Origin of the sequence: Candidatus Absconditicoccus praedator (assembly GCF_021057185.1) — a bacterium.
GTDB lineage: Bacteria > Patescibacteriota > Gracilibacteria > Absconditabacterales > Absconditicoccaceae > Absconditicoccus > Absconditicoccus praedator.
In genome coordinates this window covers 882,804-902,134 of record NZ_CP054059.1, presented here as the reverse complement: position 1 = coordinate 902,134, position 19,331 = coordinate 882,804, and the positions used below count along the sequence as shown (strand labels likewise).

18 protein-coding genes are annotated in these 19,331 nt (G+C 27.3%); 3 read left to right on the top strand and 15 right to left on the bottom strand.

The window, feature by feature from the left end:
* Window positions 1-9: 9 nt before the first annotated feature.
* From HLG78_RS04420 to HLG78_RS04355, 14 genes are all read right to left on the bottom strand, one after another.
* Window positions 10-330, bottom strand: coding sequence for a hypothetical protein (locus HLG78_RS04420; RefSeq protein WP_231176595.1), 321 nt, complete (start codon window positions 328-330; stop codon window positions 10-12).
* A gap of 147 nt (window positions 331-477) precedes the next feature.
* A complete protein-coding gene (locus HLG78_RS04415) occupies window positions 478-906 on the bottom strand; it encodes a hypothetical protein (RefSeq protein ID WP_231176592.1) in 429 nt (142 codons plus the stop codon).
* A 180-nt stretch (window positions 907-1,086) separates the two neighbouring features.
* Entirely contained in the window at window positions 1,087-1,503 is a 417-nt protein-coding gene (locus tag HLG78_RS04410) for a hypothetical protein (RefSeq protein ID WP_231176587.1), read from the bottom strand.
* 325 nt (window positions 1,504-1,828) lie between these two features.
* Window positions 1,829-2,413 carry a hypothetical protein gene (locus tag HLG78_RS04405; protein ID WP_231176582.1) on the bottom strand — a complete coding sequence of 195 codons (585 nt, stop codon included), beginning with the start codon at window positions 2,411-2,413 and terminating at the stop codon, window positions 1,829-1,831.
* Window positions 2,414-2,478: 65 nt separating this feature from the next.
* Window positions 2,479-3,702 carry an SH3 domain-containing protein gene (locus HLG78_RS04400; RefSeq protein ID WP_231176579.1) on the bottom strand — a complete coding sequence of 408 codons (1,224 nt, stop codon included), beginning with the start codon at window positions 3,700-3,702 and terminating at the stop codon, window positions 2,479-2,481.
* Window positions 3,703-3,828: 126 nt separating this feature from the next.
* Complete coding sequence (locus tag HLG78_RS04395) at window positions 3,829-4,320, bottom strand: hypothetical protein (protein WP_231176576.1); 492 nt, start codon at window positions 4,318-4,320, stop codon at window positions 3,829-3,831.
* Between the two features lie 35 nt (window positions 4,321-4,355).
* Window positions 4,356-4,868, bottom strand: coding sequence for a hypothetical protein (locus tag HLG78_RS04390; protein ID WP_231176572.1), 513 nt, complete (start codon window positions 4,866-4,868; stop codon window positions 4,356-4,358).
* A gap of 21 nt (window positions 4,869-4,889) precedes the next feature.
* Window positions 4,890-7,010, bottom strand: coding sequence for an ATPase, T2SS/T4P/T4SS family (locus HLG78_RS04385; RefSeq protein WP_231176568.1), 2,121 nt, complete (start codon window positions 7,008-7,010; stop codon window positions 4,890-4,892).
* A gap of 181 nt (window positions 7,011-7,191) precedes the next feature.
* Window positions 7,192-7,650 (bottom strand): hypothetical protein, encoded by a 459-nt coding sequence (locus tag HLG78_RS04380; RefSeq protein WP_231176565.1) that lies wholly within the window; start codon window positions 7,648-7,650, stop codon window positions 7,192-7,194.
* 27 nt (window positions 7,651-7,677) lie between these two features.
* On the bottom strand, window positions 7,678-8,754 hold the full coding sequence (locus HLG78_RS04375) for a hypothetical protein (protein WP_231176562.1): 1,077 nt from the start codon (window positions 8,752-8,754) through the stop codon (window positions 7,678-7,680).
* Window positions 8,755-8,758: 4 nt separating this feature from the next.
* On the bottom strand, window positions 8,759-8,905 hold the full coding sequence (locus HLG78_RS04370; protein WP_231176559.1) for a hypothetical protein: 147 nt from the start codon (window positions 8,903-8,905) through the stop codon (window positions 8,759-8,761).
* Between the two features lie 117 nt (window positions 8,906-9,022).
* On the bottom strand, window positions 9,023-12,253 hold the full coding sequence (locus tag HLG78_RS04365) for a right-handed parallel beta-helix repeat-containing protein (RefSeq protein ID WP_231176555.1): 3,231 nt from the start codon (window positions 12,251-12,253) through the stop codon (window positions 9,023-9,025).
* Window positions 12,254-12,360: 107 nt separating this feature from the next.
* Entirely contained in the window at window positions 12,361-13,803 is a 1,443-nt protein-coding gene (locus HLG78_RS04360; RefSeq protein ID WP_231176551.1) for a hypothetical protein, read from the bottom strand.
* A gap of 27 nt (window positions 13,804-13,830) precedes the next feature.
* On the bottom strand, window positions 13,831-14,205 hold the full coding sequence (locus HLG78_RS04355) for a hypothetical protein (protein WP_231176547.1): 375 nt from the start codon (window positions 14,203-14,205) through the stop codon (window positions 13,831-13,833).
* Window positions 14,206-14,529: 324 nt separating this feature from the next.
* Here HLG78_RS04355 and dnaE point away from each other — a divergent pair, with 324 nt between their 5' ends.
* The 3 genes from dnaE to HLG78_RS04340 are packed head-to-tail and all read left to right on the top strand — an operon-like array spanning window position 14,530 to window position 18,496.
* Window positions 14,530-17,421, top strand: a complete 2,892-nt coding sequence (dnaE, locus tag HLG78_RS04350; RefSeq protein ID WP_231176542.1) for a DNA polymerase III subunit alpha — start codon at window positions 14,530-14,532, stop codon at window positions 17,419-17,421.
* 45 nt (window positions 17,422-17,466) lie between these two features.
* Window positions 17,467-17,916, top strand: a complete 450-nt coding sequence (locus HLG78_RS04345; RefSeq protein ID WP_231176539.1) for a hypothetical protein — start codon at window positions 17,467-17,469, stop codon at window positions 17,914-17,916.
* Between the two features lie 22 nt (window positions 17,917-17,938).
* On the top strand, window positions 17,939-18,496 hold the full coding sequence (locus HLG78_RS04340) for a hypothetical protein (protein WP_231176536.1): 558 nt from the start codon (window positions 17,939-17,941) through the stop codon (window positions 18,494-18,496).
* 41 nt (window positions 18,497-18,537) lie between these two features.
* On the opposite strand, the gene HLG78_RS04335 is transcribed toward HLG78_RS04340, so the two are convergent.
* Window positions 18,538-19,296, bottom strand: coding sequence for a hypothetical protein (locus HLG78_RS04335; protein ID WP_231176534.1), 759 nt, complete (start codon window positions 19,294-19,296; stop codon window positions 18,538-18,540).
* Window positions 19,297-19,331: the final 35 nt, after the last annotated feature.

The window sequence follows — 19,331 nt, the reverse complement described above, 5'->3', positions numbered from 1 at the left end:
TTAACAACGCTACCTTTTCTTACATCTTATTCAGATTTGTTCGTTGTCTTTATTTTTTATTATATCTTTTCTAAGATTTTCGGGATTCTGTATATCAGAAATAGTCAACACATCAGATATTTGTCATCCAATATAATCTTTAAGCCAACTATTAATAAAAATTATATCACCATGATTTGATGTAATTACCACAGGATTGCGGTTTCTATCTATTATTTCTTGATATACTTTTCTCAAGTAGTCAAAATCTACTCACACTCCAGAAGGTAATCAAAACTTCTCTTGTAAAAATTCAATTTGGATAGATTCTATGTTTGATATATTTTTCATAAAAGAATTATTATCTTAAAAACAAAGTATAATCTTTTCTGAGACATTGTCAATCACAAAAAAATTCAAATAAAAAAATCAAACTTTAAAAAGCAACTCAACAAATCCAGAAATTAAATATTTATCATGCACAAACTTCTGCTAAAATTAGTTATGAACTGCATATTCTACTATCTGGTCTCAAGACAAAGAACTTGCCCAAGAAGGATCTTCTCACAATTTAGAAATTTCTCTATAATTGTTTACAAAATCATCCCAATTTGAAATTTCATAATTGTCACCACAAGCAACTGCATAAGAGTTGTGTATTCATTCGTGTTCTATGCCTGCACCAGATCATACGGAATCACAAAGTCAAATACCTTGTAGCTGCTGAGGAGTAGATCTACTATCTGACAGAACTGATACTACGGTAGTTTCCTCCCTGTATGAATAGTAGTAATAAGCCAAAATTGACAAAAAACTAACTCATATAACAGTTGTCATAAAAAAAGTAATAAATTTTCAAATTTCAGTTGTTGCTCAGCATCTTTTTTTGACCAGTATTTGTTTAAAATTTTTATACTGCTCTTCCATCTTTAATAAATTTAAAAAATCAAAATCCGCCAAGTATATATATTTTTGCTAATGTTTCAATAGAAAAATCTTAAACTACTGACTACACAAATCTTCAAAGTCAACTCAAAAAATTTTTTGCTCAACAAAAAACTTCCAGCACTATAGTACTGGAAGTTTTGACATTTTGGTTAAGATTTATTATTGTTGTACCTCATAGAATTGAACATCACCACTAAGAGAACTTACACTCCAGTTTGAATCATCACCAATATTGTTCAATTGTCAATACTCATCCCATTCAAAACTACCTTCGGTTCCACTGTCTCAACAACTTACTGCATATTCTCACTGTACTGCATCATATTCTATACCTGCACCATCATCAGTATCATCACAGTAATCTATACCTAGAAGATCAGTTGGTGTACTTGATGAACTACTCATCACTGACATTACTCTAGCTTCTTCTTGATACTGAGTATAAAAGTACCCTAGCAAACCTAGTACTCATACTGCTATTATAATTGTGATAGCAAACACTATCAGTCTTCATATATTTTCGTCTCACGATCTTTGTTTGTTGATCATAGCTTGTATGTTTGTATATTTGTTCATATTTATTATTAATTTATTATATAAATGCAATTACAATTGTATCAGGATTTTTAATAATTTCAAGACTTTTTTTAAATTTTTTTTGTTTTTTATCAAAACAACATACCAAAGCCACAAAAAAAATTACAATATGTAGTTGTATATTGGACAACCAAAATACTACATCATCACTTATCCCCAAGTATTTGACTGACTAAAAATTTATTTTACAACCAAGGATTTTTATTCAAAATATATTCTTTTTTGATTAAATATTAAGAATATATAGTGACAAAAACAAAAAAATCCCATCCAGGGATTTTGAAAATAAAAATGCAGTTCTTCACTAGTTTACTCAAATTTTTTCATAAAAAATATCAAGGAATTCTTCCATAGCTGGATTTGCATAAGAAAGAAGTTCTTCTAAATTTTCTACAGGATCTTCATCACGATCTACGAAAATATTATTTCTTATCTGATACATACTAAACAAAAAGCTATGAAAGTTTTTGATAGAATTGTATTGCTGAGCTATAATATACATTTTATCACTTATTCTTATACATTCTTTCACATTATCATTCCTTAGATAAACTCATCTTTTTCATTCAAAATACTTTAAATATATTTTGGTATTTATTATTCATCATTGTGTTCATTTTAGTTTGTCAAGCTGTCTTGTTGATACATAATTGTAAAACTTGGTTATTTGCTCACTGTTAGCAAACAACTCAAATTTGGGTCTAAATTCCATATTTATATACTCCAATGCTTGAGGTACTGAGTCTTTATGTGTATATGCTTCAGAAAAAAAAGCAAGACTATGCCAAAAATACATAAATTTTGTATATGGTTGATCATTTCCAGTATTTTTACCTTTTTCCAAATTCTCCAATATTATAGGTCTAACATACTCTGGTATCTGAATCATTTACTCAAAAATTAAAAAATAAATTTAATTTTTATACTAATTATTTTGGGCTAAAATGCAAATTTTTATTCAAATATTTGTGGATCATCAATTCCTATCCAAGAAATCCATCCATCAGTTCACTGATAGTTTGTTTGATACCAAGCTTCACCTTCACTATAAGCATAGTCAAATATTTGAATATACTCTCAAGAAGGTATAGTAAGCAATCTTTGATTGCTGGTACCTGGGCCGTCTCTTAGGTTTATATTTACTACTGTAACTACCTCTATTTGTGCTTGTCAATCAGACTCATCTATTTGTTGATGCACTTCTTCTTGTTCTTCAGAAATTTCTATTTGTTCTTCTTCATCTTCTGTATCTTCTTCATCAATATCGTCTTCTTCTGTTTGCTCTTCTTCATCTACAGCATCTTCTTCATCAATATCGTCTTCTTCTGTTTGCTCTTCTTCATCTTCAGTGTCTTCTTCATCAATACCATCTTCTTCTGTTTGCTCTTCTTCATCTTCAGTGTCTTCTTCATCAATATCGTCTTCTTCTGTTTGCTCTTCTTCATCTTCAGTGTCTTCTTCATCAATACCATCTTCTTCTGTTTGCTCTTCTTCATCTTCTGTATCTTCTTCGTCAATATCATCTTCTTCTGTTTGCTCTTCTTCATCTTCTGTATCTTCTTCGTCAATATCGTCCTCTTCTGTTTGTTGATGATCAGAATCATGCATATCACCTATTTCATTTCTAAGGTTTTCAAGATGGAAAACTATTCACTCATCCGATCATTCACTTTCTAAAAATTCTTGTTTATCAAATGATTCAAACTCTTTATCCACACTCAAAAGAAACTTATCAAGATTTTGTGGATCTTTTTCTATTTTATAAGATAGCACTCTTTCAAGTTGTTGATAATCAAAATCATTTATTCAATTTTTTGAATGAATTGAATCATCAGAAGATAAATATATAAAAAACACACTAGTTATTACAAATAAAAGTATCACAAAAAAGTAAGAATATCTAAGAATGAAATTTATTTTTTGTTGTTTTTTGTAATTTTTCATCAAATCAGAAATCAATATATTTTTGAGAGGTTTTCATACATTTTTGTGTATTATTATACCAGTAGTTCAAGAATCAGATTGTGATATTGCCGACTTCAATTCTTCTATTTTTTGATCTAAATTTGATGAATCAATTCTAATAAAACTACTATCTATCAAAAACTTATTGTTTTCCAAGAAGTCTCTTAACTCTTTTGTCCTTTTATTTAGATCTTTCAAAACTTCTTTATCCATTTTTGAAAATATAATTCTTAAATTTAATTTTTATTAAAGTATATTATAAACAATTTTGACATTTTATCAAATAATATTGAAATTACAAAAAAATAACACTTATGTTTATGACAAAAATATTTATAATTAAAAATAATAAGTAAGCAACAAATGTATCACAAAAAAACTAAAAAGAAAAACACTTCAAAGTGCAAACAATGGAACTGTTTTGGTTTTCAAAATAAATAATCATACCAATAATGTTATCATAAAACAGCCCATAATTACCAATATCGCCTGTATTTCACCAAAATTGAAGAAAATATATGATACAAGAAATACTATTATGTAAAAATACAAAAACAAATCATATACTCACATTCACCATATTCTCCAATATTTTCATATAGTTTTGATCTCTCACACAAATATCTCCCACAAATCCATCACAAAAATCATCAAAAAACCCAAAATCAAAACAGAAGTTATCAGCCAATCTCCAAACAAATAATAATAAAATACAATATTTGCCAAAACAAATAAATAAAAAGTATACAATTTTATAAGATGATATTTATAATCTTCATATCAAATCAATCCCAAAACAAAAACATAAAACACATAAAAAAGGTACAACATACAATTGAATATTACAACATAAAAATATATTTATATTAGTCTGAATTTTTCTGCTGTATTTTTTCTTGTAAGAAAGATTCTAGCTTGTATACATTTTCTTCATCCTCAGAAAGTCTTTTTATCATAAGCTTCCCAATCTCATCAGCTTCTACTCATGCAAACCTACTTTCTTGTGTTATTGATTCATCCATAGTATCTTCTGTAGGAGGATTCACAAAAAAATATCATATAAGAACAATAAAAATTAAAATCAAAGAAAAATACATAAACCTTACTATCCAATTAATTCTTTGTTGTTTTTTGCTCTTTGATACCAAATCATTCACAAGAATACTATACAATGGCTTTCAAACATCTTTATTCAATAATATCAATTCTACATCTATATTATTCTCCTGGACAAGATTTTTAATTTTTTCTAACTTGGAATTAATATTTTTTTTGTCAACAAAATCATATTCTGTATCTATTACATATTCTTCGTTATTCAATATTTTCTCTAGTTCTTCAATTTTTTTGTCTAAATGATACAATAGTTTTTCATTCATTTTATATATGTTTTCTATAAATTAATTTTTGTCTTCAAAACTATCAAGATATTCGCTTATTTTTTCTAAAGTAGCAATTCTTGATTCAAAACTATATTCATCTATTTTCACATTATCAAATGTCAGGTATCATTCAAGAAATCCAACAAATGATTTATATAAAATATTGTTGGAGTATCAAAGATATTTATAAATATTACTAAATTCGCTCTCTCTTTTGTTCAAAAACAAACCTAGCATATCTCAAGTAAGAATTTCATAATAAAGCTGAGGTTTGGCTTTTTCAGAATATGATTTTAGTGGGGTCAATCATTTTTTGAAAGCCTTTTTGATAAGACTTCAATAGAGTCTTTTCATTTCTTGCTCTTCTTCTGTAAGGTCATCACTATTCAATCTAAATCTTGAAAAAATTTCATTCAACAACTCTTCTTCTTCATCTGGATGATAATAGATACATTCTTCCCAAGGTGCTTTTTCTGTCATCAAAGGTATCTGCACAATAGAAGTATTTACAGCACCAAATACATCTTTCCAGTTAAGATCAGCTTTATTACTATAATACTCAAGCATAGACAAGAAACTTTCTGCTGTTCATACGTGAAATGTACTTACTACCGGCAGTGAGTTGGCAACCTCATTGAAAACACCAAAAACATCATATGTTCTAAGTTCTCAAAACAGACACATATCAAGATCCGCTCTCTTAATTCACATTATTATGGCTTTGTAGTCTTCAATATCTTCATCATCTACCTCTATCTGTTTAAGATAATAATCGTATCATTCTATCGGATTTTCAATCATGAGTATATTTTTGTTTTCTCATTTTTGTCTATAAAACTCATAAAATTTCAACAAAATATTTTTCAAAGATGTACTCTTCCATGAGTTAGTTTTTCAGTTAATCCAAAAAGTTCACTTTGTAGAACTCACCAATTTTGAAAACACCATATCAATATCTTGCTCTTGATACCCAAGAGGAAAGTCTATATCAAAGTGCTTAAGTTGACGATTCACATCAAACCAAACTTTTGAGTTTGTGTTTTCTTCATCTATTATATACTCTTTCACATCTACTCATGATTTGTCTTCTAGTTCTTCTATATCATAAGGTATTCACTCAACTTTTCTAAAATTTAGAAAATAAATTCAGTTTTTTCTTACTATCAAAACTCTATATGTAAATCTTCAAACTTTTACATTTGTTACTGTAACAACTCAAGAAAGCTTTCATCCCAAAGTAATTATATCTCAATCTAAAACATTAATATCAAAGTCAGATATATTTTCAAAGTTTATTATTTTATACTTTCTTTTGTGTCTTACAGAACAGTTCACCTTGTGAGGATTCATCTCATCTGCATAAAAATAAGTTATATTCAAATCTCAAAAATCAAGATTGGTCATATTATTACATAGGTATGTAAGAAGAAAAGGATTTTTAATTTCTGACAATCAATAAACTCTTGTATTTCTATAATCTTCTATTTCTTTTTTCTTTTTTGAAAAAAACTCATTAGAAACTACTATTACCTTGTAGTTTTTCTTTCATTTTACAAAAAAGGAAAATGTTCTTATATTTGCAAGATTTAGGTCCATTCTTGTAGTATATATATAGTACATTTCACCATCTTTTATGAGTACGAAAGTATCCTTAAGATAAAATTCCGATCTTTTGTAGTCATCAAATTTATAAAGATAATATGCCTCATTTTTTATTTTATCTGTAATAGCTACATTGAATGATTCATATCTTTTTTTAATATCTTTCATTATAGAATCAAAGTCTTTATTTTCATCCTCAACATTATTTTCCCAAAATTTTTCAAACTCAAACCCCACAAAACTCACATTGAAACATTTCAAAAGTATGTCTTCAGAAAGTTCTTTGGAAAAAATAAAATTTGTCTTATTGGCATTCAAATAAGATTTCATGTTTAACAGTTCCTCATCTGTTCAAGAATACAAGTTTATTATAAAATCTGTATATATATTTATGAAAAATTTTTCACTTGTTTGTAATGTCCTCCTAGGCACTATCATATAGTTAATTTTCATATTTTCTTTCAGGATTTCTTTTATGCTTTCTGTCAGCTTCTCCTTAAGTGTTTTTTCTTTCTTTTTTAAAAGACCAGTTACCATGCTTTATTATTTAAGTAATTTAAATATATTTTTTTAGTCAAACTAAATAAATTTTTTATACAAACTACAAATATTATAACAAAAAACTACTGATTTGTCAAAAAATATTATTCATTTCCATTTATTTATAATTAAATTATAGTTTAAAAATACACTAGCTAGCTAAAATAATATTTGAATATTAGCCAAGATAGAATATAGATACAGAATAAATAACTGCAAATATTCATACAATTATCATTACAAAATCAATAATATTTATTTCTGAAGATGTTAGTTTTATCACATCTTTTTCAAGATTATTTATTTCTTTTAATTTGTTGGACATTCACACATTGAAAACCTCAGTAATTTTTGACTCTTCTGCTTTCATTTCCATTTTACTAAGCAAAAACTCTTTTATGGTATTAAAAAGTACAAAATCAGTATACAATAGATAAGCCAAAGTCAAATTCATAAAATAAAAAAACCACATCATGAAAACTAAATCCATAATTGACACCAAAAAAATAAACACTAAAAATGTGGCTCACATATATAGTGTATAAAATATTTTATCTTTTCCTCACTTTGTCCTCAACACCAGATAAACAAATCAGAAATTAGTTAGTATAGTAGCTATAGTCAAAATTTCAAACATATCTTCCAAAATCTTAAATAATAAATCTTAGAGTGCAGAAACAAGCACAGGGAATATCATACCAACCACAATCAAAGTAATAACTATATAAAGCATCAATCACATCATATTGGTAAATTCTTTCAAGCTCTCAAGCTCTTCTTCAAAATTCATCTTCAAAAGATTACAATAAACCTGATTTTTCTCTATCACATCCTTGAAGAATGTGTATTTTTCTTTTACATCTTCATTTTGAACTTTTATCAAATTTTTGAAATCATTTATTATATCTTGCTTAAGAAACGGATTTCTTATATATATATCAACTTTGGGATTTTCCAAGAAAAACAATAGTCATGCAAACTCATCTTTATCCATATAATCATAAATATTTACAAAGATATTGTAAAACTCATCTTTTAGTCTAATATATCATATTTCAGGATCTTTAGTTGGTCATTTATAAATATAATGCTTCAAAATCATAGCATATAATGCTTCTTTATACTTCAACAACACATAATACTTGGAAAAATTATACTCCATCAAAGGCAAATGTTTTATATACTTGAAGAAAAATATAGAAAATGCAACAAAAAACACTAAACCTGTAAGAAAAATATTATAATCATAAAAGAAAAATACCGAGTCAAGATTTACCTGTATATCTTCTGTATCCAGTTCGTGAAACTGACGACCAACTATATAAACAATGAAAAACAAAACTGCTATAAACACAAAAAATGTAATTCATTTGGTCTTAAAAAGCTTTGCATATTCTTGATCTATCCTTTTGAAAACCATTCAACTATCAAGTTTTATTTTAAGGTAATTAATAAATTCTTTATTAATATCAAAATTTAGGATATTATTTGTTTCTCTATCAAAAATAGTTTTATTGTGCTCCTGATCGTCAGTAATATAAAGCATAGCACTATTTTTTAGATGATCAGGATCTATAATTGATATAAACTCAAAAATTTCATCTCTTCTTTTAATCAACAAAAAATATAAGTTTTTATAGTATCTAACCTCATCATATTTCAGAACTATATACTGATAGATAAAATTAATATCTTTTAGAGAAAAACTCTTCACTTCGTCTTCTTTATTTTTCCAAAACATTATACTAATAGATAATTGTCCTAAATCTAATTGCTTCCAAAGTTACATAAATATCTCACATCAAATTCAAAAAAAAATACATTGTTATGAAAAAAAATATCATAAACAACAAATTGGTAAACAAATCTTCTGGAGTCTCTCACAAATTCATATTTTTTATTTATATTTATAAATATAACCTGACATAATTATATTTATTTTAGAAAATTTTGCAAAAATAAAAAAGAGCCACATAAAAATGTAGCTCTTTTCTTAATAATTTTTTGTTTTAGTTGAACACATTATACAAGTTACTATATTCAATATCGATATTTCACCTATCTGGTCATACAGATATAGAACAATCTCTAGAATAATCAGCCACAATATTATTCATTTGCTCCAAATCATCAAGTCATTGATACTCCTCACCTTCAAAAAATTCTACTATTTTTGAAAGCTTATCAGCTTCAATTTCAGAATCATTTTTACCAGAAATATCTGCATTAATATTTTTTGTATCTCATTTGTGACCTGCTATCAATTCTCAGTTCTTTGTAAGAATAAGATAACTTACTTGGAAATCTTCGTCGTATTCATAAACTGGCTTGTATTCCAAAGTTTCAATTGTCAACTCTTCATCTGGTATATACTCTATTTTAACTAGTTCTAGAGCTGACTCTTCTGATTCATCTTTTCATTTACCTCAATCTTCTCATTCTCAGTCATCTTCATCATCTTCGCCATCTCAACAACTAATATCAATAGAACCTTGATTATCATTTTGATCGCCTAATATCGTTATATCACTTTGTGCACCTCAAGTCTCTTTAGTTAAATCTCCTCCTACATTTACATCACCTTCTATAGTTACAGATGCATTACCTGAAGGCTCAATAGCCAAATCACCTCCTACATTTACATCACCTTCTATAATTAATTCACTTCACGCTCATCCACTAGGTTCAATAGTTAAATTACCATCTACACTATAACCCTTTTCTATATTCTCTAAGGAATCAATAGTTTGATCATCAGTTTTACAAATACCCTCTGATATCTCAGATTCTGACTCAACATCTAACTCAACATCTATTTGATTGTCTTCAAAATTATTATTTCCATATTGAATATTTTCTACATCATCTTCGATCAAAATTCAATATTCATTATTTATCAAATCATTTCATGCAATTTCAACATTTGTTGTAACATATGTACCATAGTTATAAGTTCATGTTACTCTCACTCATGAATTATCGTTATTTTTAGAAGTATTATTTTCTACAGTAACATAATGAGATTTATAAATCAGTATACCGTCACCTGCAGGAGTTTCTCAATCTATATTTGTCACTCAATCTATTGTATTGTCAGCTACTCTAGAATTATATGAATCATCCTTTTCTCTATTTACTTTGTATATTAGTATACCATTTCATTTTGTATCAGTTATATCATTTCAAACTACATTAGCTTCGTCAATATCATCATCATAATAATCATGACTACGCACCTCAATAGCAGCTGCATGATGACCATTATTTCGTAAGTTTCAAGATAGTTCATTATCATAAATATTCATAACACCACCACCTGAAGTTACATTCAAAGCATATATTCATCTTTCTTGATTATCTTTTATCTTTGAATTTTTTATATCTCAATATGCATAAAATGTTATACCATCTCAATTATTTCCAATAGATTCTGAATTTTCTATTAAAGCATTTCTATAACCTATCACTCTGATTCAATCATTTCAATTATCTTTAGAAATAATATTATATATTTCAATATCATCTAATATAACAGTATCTGTATATGCATAAAGTCCTCTGTTGCCAAAGTTTTGAACTTGTAAATTTTTTAATGAAATATTATCTGAATTCTTAATCTCAATACCATGATTTGAATTATCTGTTCAATCTAATATTGGTATATCATTCTCATCAAGTCAAATTAATGTCAAATTTGATATTCAATCAATTTCTAAATTTTCTTGATAAGTTCATGATTCTACGCATACAAGATAACCTTCTTGTGCATCATCTATTGCATCTTGAATTGATTCGCCTTCTGATACAGTTATATCACATTCATCTTCTCAGGCATCTTTATCATCTTCTTCAAAATACAAATTCATAACTCAATCTTCTACAACAATTTCATCACCACTACATTCAAAACCTTCTGCATCTATCTGATCATCTATACTGCTACAATCAAGATTCCCTGATAGATCAGTAAGTTCTTCAACCCCCATTATCTTATTATCACCACCTAATTTTCACTCTAAACTATCTCCATCTACTTTTGCATTTTCATGCATTTCCTTACCTCCAGTCCATGTTTGTTTTTCAAAAGAACCATTTTCAAAACTTACTCTAAAGTCTCAAACAGTACTATCTGTCTCTGCAAGCAAATTATCTCAGTCAAATTCAAAATCTCCATCCACATCATCTTCATCAATTTGACTTGAATCAATATTTTTTATTTTACCAACTCCAGAATATTCTTCTCAAGGAGAAACAGACAGTTCATTTCAGTCATTATCTTCAAAATCCATATCTTGAGCATCAGATATATCTTCTCCTACCCTAGTCCATTCTGGAGATTCATCACCTTCTGTTTCATACTTAATTGATGTAATATCCCAATCCTCCATACTTGTACAGCCGTGCTGAGGATGTTTATTTTCAAATGTTACAGTCATTTCACCACCATCCTCAGCTGTCAAATCAAATTTTCTTCAATCATCATCTACATCATTACACTCAAAATCATCATTTGTTCTATAATAGTTTTCCAACATTTCACAACTAAAATAACTTCATCACATTTTCCTAAATTGGAAACTGGAAACTCAATTAGCTTCAAATTCTCAGTCATCTCCATTATTTTCACAATAAGATCAAATTTGATTTCTATCAAAAATCAAATCATCAGCTGAATCGTATAATTCTAATCTATTATTCTGATCAGAGTTGTTTGGATTTATACGAATATCTCATTTCCATTGAAATCATCATTCTTTTATATCTTTCACCATACTACCACCAAACACATATCCAAAATCTATATTTGACCTATGAATTCATTGTTCATCTGCTATATCTTGGATATAAGAATCAGTTTGAGAATCGTACACCCTTTCTAATCATCTACTTCCAGGATTTACAAGTATGGAATTGTAATTATGATATTCTTCCAAATCTCATCTAACAAACTCTATCAAATTATCAGTTGTATATTCAGGAGTATATTTATCTCATTTTACAACTCTACAATTATGAGGAGTTAGATCATCAAATTCATGCTGATACTCTTTACTAAAAAAGTTCAATGCCGAAGTAATATTTGTTTCTGCCGACACAGTACTACCTACACTATCTTTTCCTAATACATCCACAAAACTCACTTCTTCTATAGCAAATCAGTCTCATGCAGAGCTAAAATGCAATGCAAATATGGTCATTAGTATCAAAAACACTAGCATATTACTTATTATAGATATCATTTTTTTGTTTTTAAAAAGTAAATTATTTTTGTTTTTATTTTTTATGATATAAATCTATTTTTGTTCACAATAATTTTATTGTTTATTTTTTGTTTGTCAACACCAAATTAATCTTTATAATCATGTCATCTTAATTCAAAGCTACCAGTTCAGTAATTTGGTAGTCATTCTATACTACACTCCCCATCTGCAAGATCAAAAGTTTCATAACTACCCATACTTTCAAAATTCTTTTTTAGAATAATATCACTCCATTCAATATCTCATACCACATCCCAATCTCAATTTGGAGTTAGTCAATCTTGATCAGATCGTTCGACCCCTCACATATCCAACATCAAATTGTTGTAATTGTCAATCAAAAATACAAATCTATTATCCCAACTTCGCAAATGATAATCATCTTCGTCATCATAATTTTCAACTTCAAAACCTACAGACCGATCTCAAATTAAAGGATCTTCTATCTCTAATCTCATCCCATCTTCTTCAAAATCTTGAGCAAAAGGAATTTCAAGATTATCAGTTTCTAAAATTAGTTTATCTCCATTAGCATCAAATTTGTAATTGAAACCATAATCCAAATGCTCTTCAGATATCTGAAAATGTATTTTTTGATCATAAAGATCAATTTTTATTTTATCTGTATCATCAGAAGACTCTAATTTTATTTCATAACCCAAACCATCCAAACCATCCAAATCATCAAATTCTATCTCTATTTTGTCCGACTCTCTAAGTGTATTTTCCAATTGAGGCTGATCATCCAAATCATCAAAATCTATATCACTTCCATCTTCATCGCTCAAACTATAAATACCATCGTCTTCCAAATCTATGTCTTCTGACAAAAAATGCAATTTGTTTTGATTGGTATCAACTACCCACAAAAAATCCTGAGTATTAACAATCATTCTACCATCTGCAAACTCTATATTTGAATCAAAATAGTTTTCTTCTATATTATCCTTTTCCTCTACTTCACAATATGCATACAAATATCACAAATAAAGTTTTAATTGTGGCACCCTAATATCTGCTTCTATATCTCAAAAATCATAATAATTTTGTCATTTTTTTATTATTTGATTATTTCATTCAACTACTCAAACACTAATATCATCTGGGAAATATATTGACTCAAATTTTTGATCAAAAAATCTATATTTTTGATCTTTTGGCCTTTCTCTATCTACAAACATAGGTATAGTCAAATTCATATCTGGTCACCCCCTTCCTCACACATTAAAAGGTGTATTCAAAAAAAGATAGTTGATTCTGTCTACTTTATGTCAATCTGGCACATCAGGATAATCAATGAAGAAAGTATTTTCTGATCAAGTAGAATATGTAATAGCTTCTGTCCTTAGCTCTAACTTATCTCTTATCCTGTTTCAATCATCATCTTTTTCTTCAAAAACATCTATCAAAAACTGATAAATATTTACATGTTGAGATTGATAAAAAGAAGAAATAATAGGACCATAACCTATCATCAAAGTACTCATAAAAGTAATGAATAAGAATAATGTTGCAAATAAGTAGTACATTCAAAAACATTTTTAAAATTAAATATATTACCTAAACCATCTTCACTCATAAAATCATGGTCAAGATTCTTTCAGCTCGGCAAGACAGTAAACACTTTTATGCATATTTGCTCATCAGGAATATATATTGTTAGGAGTAGTAGAATCGTCATCATCTACATTCCCACACACCCTTTGAAAATCTCAGCTTCCAAATATATCATCTTGTATATATACTGTATTTTCTGAGTCCTCCATATCTTCTCTATCATCCAAGCTTTTTATATCCAATCAGGTCATGCTCACAAAGTTTATTCAATGATACTCTTCATATTCAGTTAAGAAGATATTGATTATTCGTAAAAAAGTAAAAAACAAAGAAAATATCAAAGTATAGGTAAGCATATAAAATAGCTCAGACATACATAAATTTTATTATATAAATAATTAAAAAATTATACAAAAAAATTTTTTTTTATCAACCAATTATGAAAATTGCTAACTAAATTTATTATATAAAAAAATAACAATCCTATTTTTGAAATCTTACTAAATATTTCTAATTAACTATTAGAACTAAAATTTTATCTAAATAACAGATGATATGATATTAGAGAAGGTCTTTTTAAAAAAATTTAATTAGGAAAGACACAGAAAATCTGAACAAACACTAAATTATAGTTTTAATTGAAAATAATATTGCAATAATTATATTTAATAAAATTTTATATAAATTAAGACTTATATATGGATATTTTTGAGTTTGAAATTCGTTTACTTTCATATAAATGATTAAATGAAAAATATAATCTTAATTTTTCTGAAGAAGAAATAATAAACTTAGTAAAAATTACAAACAAATGAAGTCTAACAAAAAAACTTACTGAAACAACTCCAGAAGAACTAAAACAAATAACTTTTGAAACATACACAAATTACAAAAAAAGCTTTTTAGAAAAGTATTGAGATCAAACAGTTTGACAGTACAACCTCAGAGAATATATAAATCGTTTGGAGTACGAGCTCAAGGTTATCAAAGAAATGTGATACAACACCTATTTTTTGATTGTCCAAGATTATATTAACCGAGCAAGAAAAAATAATATATCTGTATGACCTGGAAGATGAAGTTGATGAGGTAGTTTCCTTGCTTATGCTTTGGGTATTACAGATATAGATCCACTTGATTATGATTTGATTTTTGAAAGATTCCTAAATCCAGCAAGAGTAAGCATGCCCGATATAGATACAGATTTTGAAGATATTAAAAGAGAAGATGTGGTAGAATACACCAAACAAAAATATTGAAGCGAAAAAATTGCTGTTATATGAACATATATGACCATGGCTGCAAAAGCAGCTTTCAAAGATGTAGCAAGAGTTTTTGGTATTGCTTTTGAACAGTCCAACAAAATATCTTGATACATAACAGAAAAAACAATACAAAAATCAATAGAAGAAAACCCGGAACTCCAAGAAACAATAGAAGAAAATGAAAATATTAAAAAAATTCTTGAACTTGCAGCAAAACTTGAATGAACGGTAAGACAAATTTGAGTACATGCTTGCTGAGTTGTAATTGCCCCAGAAGAAATAAGCCAATATACTCCTGTACAATACCCACCTTTACCATGATGAAAGAAAGAACCAGATACAAGCAGGATAATATCACAGTATGACGGACATTTTTTGGAAGATATATGACTTCTTAAAATGGATTTTTTGGGACTTAGAAACCTTAGTATAATTAAAAATACAATTAAAATAATTAAAGCAAGAAAAGAAAAAGAATGAAAAAAATTAGATGATATTTTCAAAAACTACTTTGAAACAATGAATTTTTATCCACCATTGGACGACAAAGAAACATATGAAAAAACCTTTCAAATTTGAGAAACTTCTTGAGTATTTCAGTTTGAATCAGACTGAATGAGGGCCTGGCTTAAAAAACTTAAACCCAACAATATAAATGACATTATTGCTATGGTATCTTTATACCGTCCTTGACCTATGGAATTTATACCATCATATGTTGCAAGAAAACATTGAGAAGAAAAAGTTGAATACATGCCTAAAGAGGTTTATAATGAAATAAAAGAACAGTACTGAGAAAAAGAAGCACAAATTCAAGCACAAAAACTTGAGCAAGACTTATCTCCTTTTATGGATGTAACTTATTGAATTCCTGTATACCAAGAACAGCTTATGAGAATAGTACAAGCAGTGGCCTGATTCTCTCTAGCTGAATCTGACATGCTTCGTAGATGAGTAGGTAAAAAAATAAAAGAAGTAATTGAACAACTTAAAAAAGAGTTTATAGAAAGAGCTACTGAAAAATGATACAAAAAAGAAACTTGTATATATGTGTATGAGAAAATGATAGAACCTGCAGCAAACTACTCATTCAACAAATCACATGCAGCTTGTTATTCATTGATAGCATATCAAACAGCATACCTTAAAGCACATTACCCTATAGAATTTCATGCTGCATTATTAAGATCAGTAGAAGAAGATACGGAGAAACTTGCTAAATTTATTGATGAATTATGAATGAAATGATTTGAAATTACTCCTCCAGATGTAAACAAATCGTTTATTCATGTTGCTGCAATAGATAATAAAGTAAATCTTTGATTTGTTAGTATAAAATGAGTATGAGTGGAAGTAGCAAAAACAATTCAAAAAGAAAGAAAAAACAACTGAGAGTTCAAGAATTTTGAAGACTTTCTAAAAAGATGTAAACTTGCCATAAACAAAAAAAGCCTTGAATCACTAGCAAAATCATGAGCACTTGACAAATTAGAAGACCGCAATACTATACTAGCAAATATAGATAATATACTTAACCGAATCAAAAACTCCTCAAATAACTGATGATGACTTTTTGATATAGAAAGTATGAATGTGTGATTAAATCTTGAACAACAACCCAAAACAGACAAACTACAAAAACTTTTTTTTGAAGAAGAGACTTTTAAAACATTTGTTTCAGGTCATATATTTGATTGATTTTTCAACTATATAAAAGCAAATTTTAATTTTATAAGTATGTTTAAAGAAGTTGAAGATTATGGGCAGTTCAAGATAATTTGATTCATAAAAGAGATGAGAAAAATTAGAAAAAAATGAACATTTGTAACAATTGAAGATGTTAGTTGAAGTATTGATATATTTTTAAAAGAAACCTTAGACCTTAAAAAATATGATATAATAATACTTGAAGGATATAAAGGAAAATCTATTAGTACCAAAAAAATTATTAAGCTTGAATTAGAAGAGCTTTTAGAAAAAGCTAAAAAATCAAACAAATATGATCAATCAGAAAAAATAGTTTGAGTAAGAGCAAAAAGAAATCAATCAACTCAACCTGAACAAAACAAAGAAGACAAAACAAAAGAAGATAAAAGTACGAACCCTCAAAACACAAATATAATCTCCAAAAACGATGATAATACTGACAATAAATCCGAAAAAAAAGAAAAATATTTTGACCCACCAGAAGATATTCAAATAATTTCACAAATCAGCCAAATCATCAAAGAAAATCCTTGAGACAAAGAAATTTATATTTGAACAAAAAAAGTAAAATTATCAGAAAAATGAGTTCAACAAATAAAAAATGTGTTGAAAAGTTAAATATATTATTTATATTTTGTATGATTTATACTTAAAAACAAAAAAATGAAAAAAGCTAAATTCTTTATTTGAGCCTTTCTGGTTGGACAAATTGCTACTTTATTTTACAAAGATCAAAATTTTAAGAAAAAGTTTAATGAAGTAGAATGATTAGAAAAAGTAAAGTTATTATTCAATAATGTTGTAGATTTAAATAAAAAAATCTTTTTTGATATAAAAGAATTTGATTATGAATGAACATATTATGAACTCAAAGACATACTTAACAATGAAATATCAAAAGCAGATGAAAAAATAAAACAATTAAAAGACAAAGCAGATGAAATTAATAAAGAAAAGATTATTCCAGTATTAGAAGAACTAGAAAAAAAAGCAGATTATGTACAAAACAAGTTATATGCTTCATATCATGATTTGGATGATAAATATGATTTAGAAAGTAAGTATTATCAGCTAAAAGAAAAAATTGAAGAAATAAGAAATAAAGTGAAATAATTTAATTAATTAACTGAGTGTTATGCTTTTTGATTTCAATTCTTTTATAGAAGACTTAAGACAAAATCCAGAAAAAAAAGAAACAGTAGAAAAATATGAAAAATTCGTAGAAGAAATACCACAAGATATCAAAGAACAAAAATGGTATAAAGAGTATATTTGTGATTTTGATACGATAGATTACAAAGTTCCTGAAGATATCAAAGATGATTTTGACTGGGATTTATTAATGCAACTTATAGCATGAAGCTTTAGTAGCGAATGAGTAATAGATCTAGATGAAGACTGAAAAGAATTTATAGTATCAGTTCAAAGTGGTGATCAATATGTGGTAAAAAAAATTTCTGAACTATGGTGATTTCAAATATTAAGGCTTTTTGAAATATATGTAGAAGAACAAATGAATCTTGAAATATTAATTCATGAAGATGAAAAAGAAAAAGAATCAATTCTTGCTCAAAGAGATGGTAAACTCAAAAGATGGCAACTAATATTTGACAATCTAAATAAAAAAGAAGAAGAACAAAAATACAAACAAGAAAAAGAAGAAAAACTACAAAACCTTATGGATAAATTATAAATTTTCCAAGCTAAAATAGGATAAGTAAACTATCCTATTTTTTAATCTTCCAAAAAATTTTGAATCAAATAATCAGGCAACGAAACATCTTTGGTTGTTGAAAGTCCAACTTTTGTATCATGATATTTTCAAGAAGAAATAACATTCACATATTTTGTTGGCAAGGCAAAGTTTGTTGAATCTATACAAAATTTTAAATTGTCTGCATCGTCAATATTAACTAAAACCATATATCTTTTTTCATCTAATTGATTTAAATTGGGATGAACTGACAAATTAGACATACTTGAATTTTTTTCAGAAATGTGATTTCACTGATCATCAACCAAACCCAAAACATAATCAGAATTCTCTTCAAACTCTAAATCTATATCTACATAATCTGATAAACTATTTTTGTTTTGATTATAAACTAATCATTCTAAATTGTTAGACTCATCCTTGAACAACGGTACTATAATACCTTCTCAAGGCTGTAAATCAAAATAATCATTTTCAGAGCCTGCACATTGATTCGGATAATTTGAAATATTGCTATCATCCAATAACACATTTGATTTTGCGTAAATTTTTCAGTAAAAATTGCATCAACTACAGTTTATATTGTCTTTCACAGTATCTGATGTTGTTGGAATCTCATCCTCAAAACCAAATCAACGATTATCTACTTTCAACAACTGCAGTTGGAGTCATCAATATGCAAGATAATATGCATTATAATAATCATGAAATTTGGAAGTATGTTCTATCATACTTCAGACATGTCTTGTAATCATCACACCAAATATACTTGTTATCATAAGCACGAATAACACAATTATTAATATACTTGAAT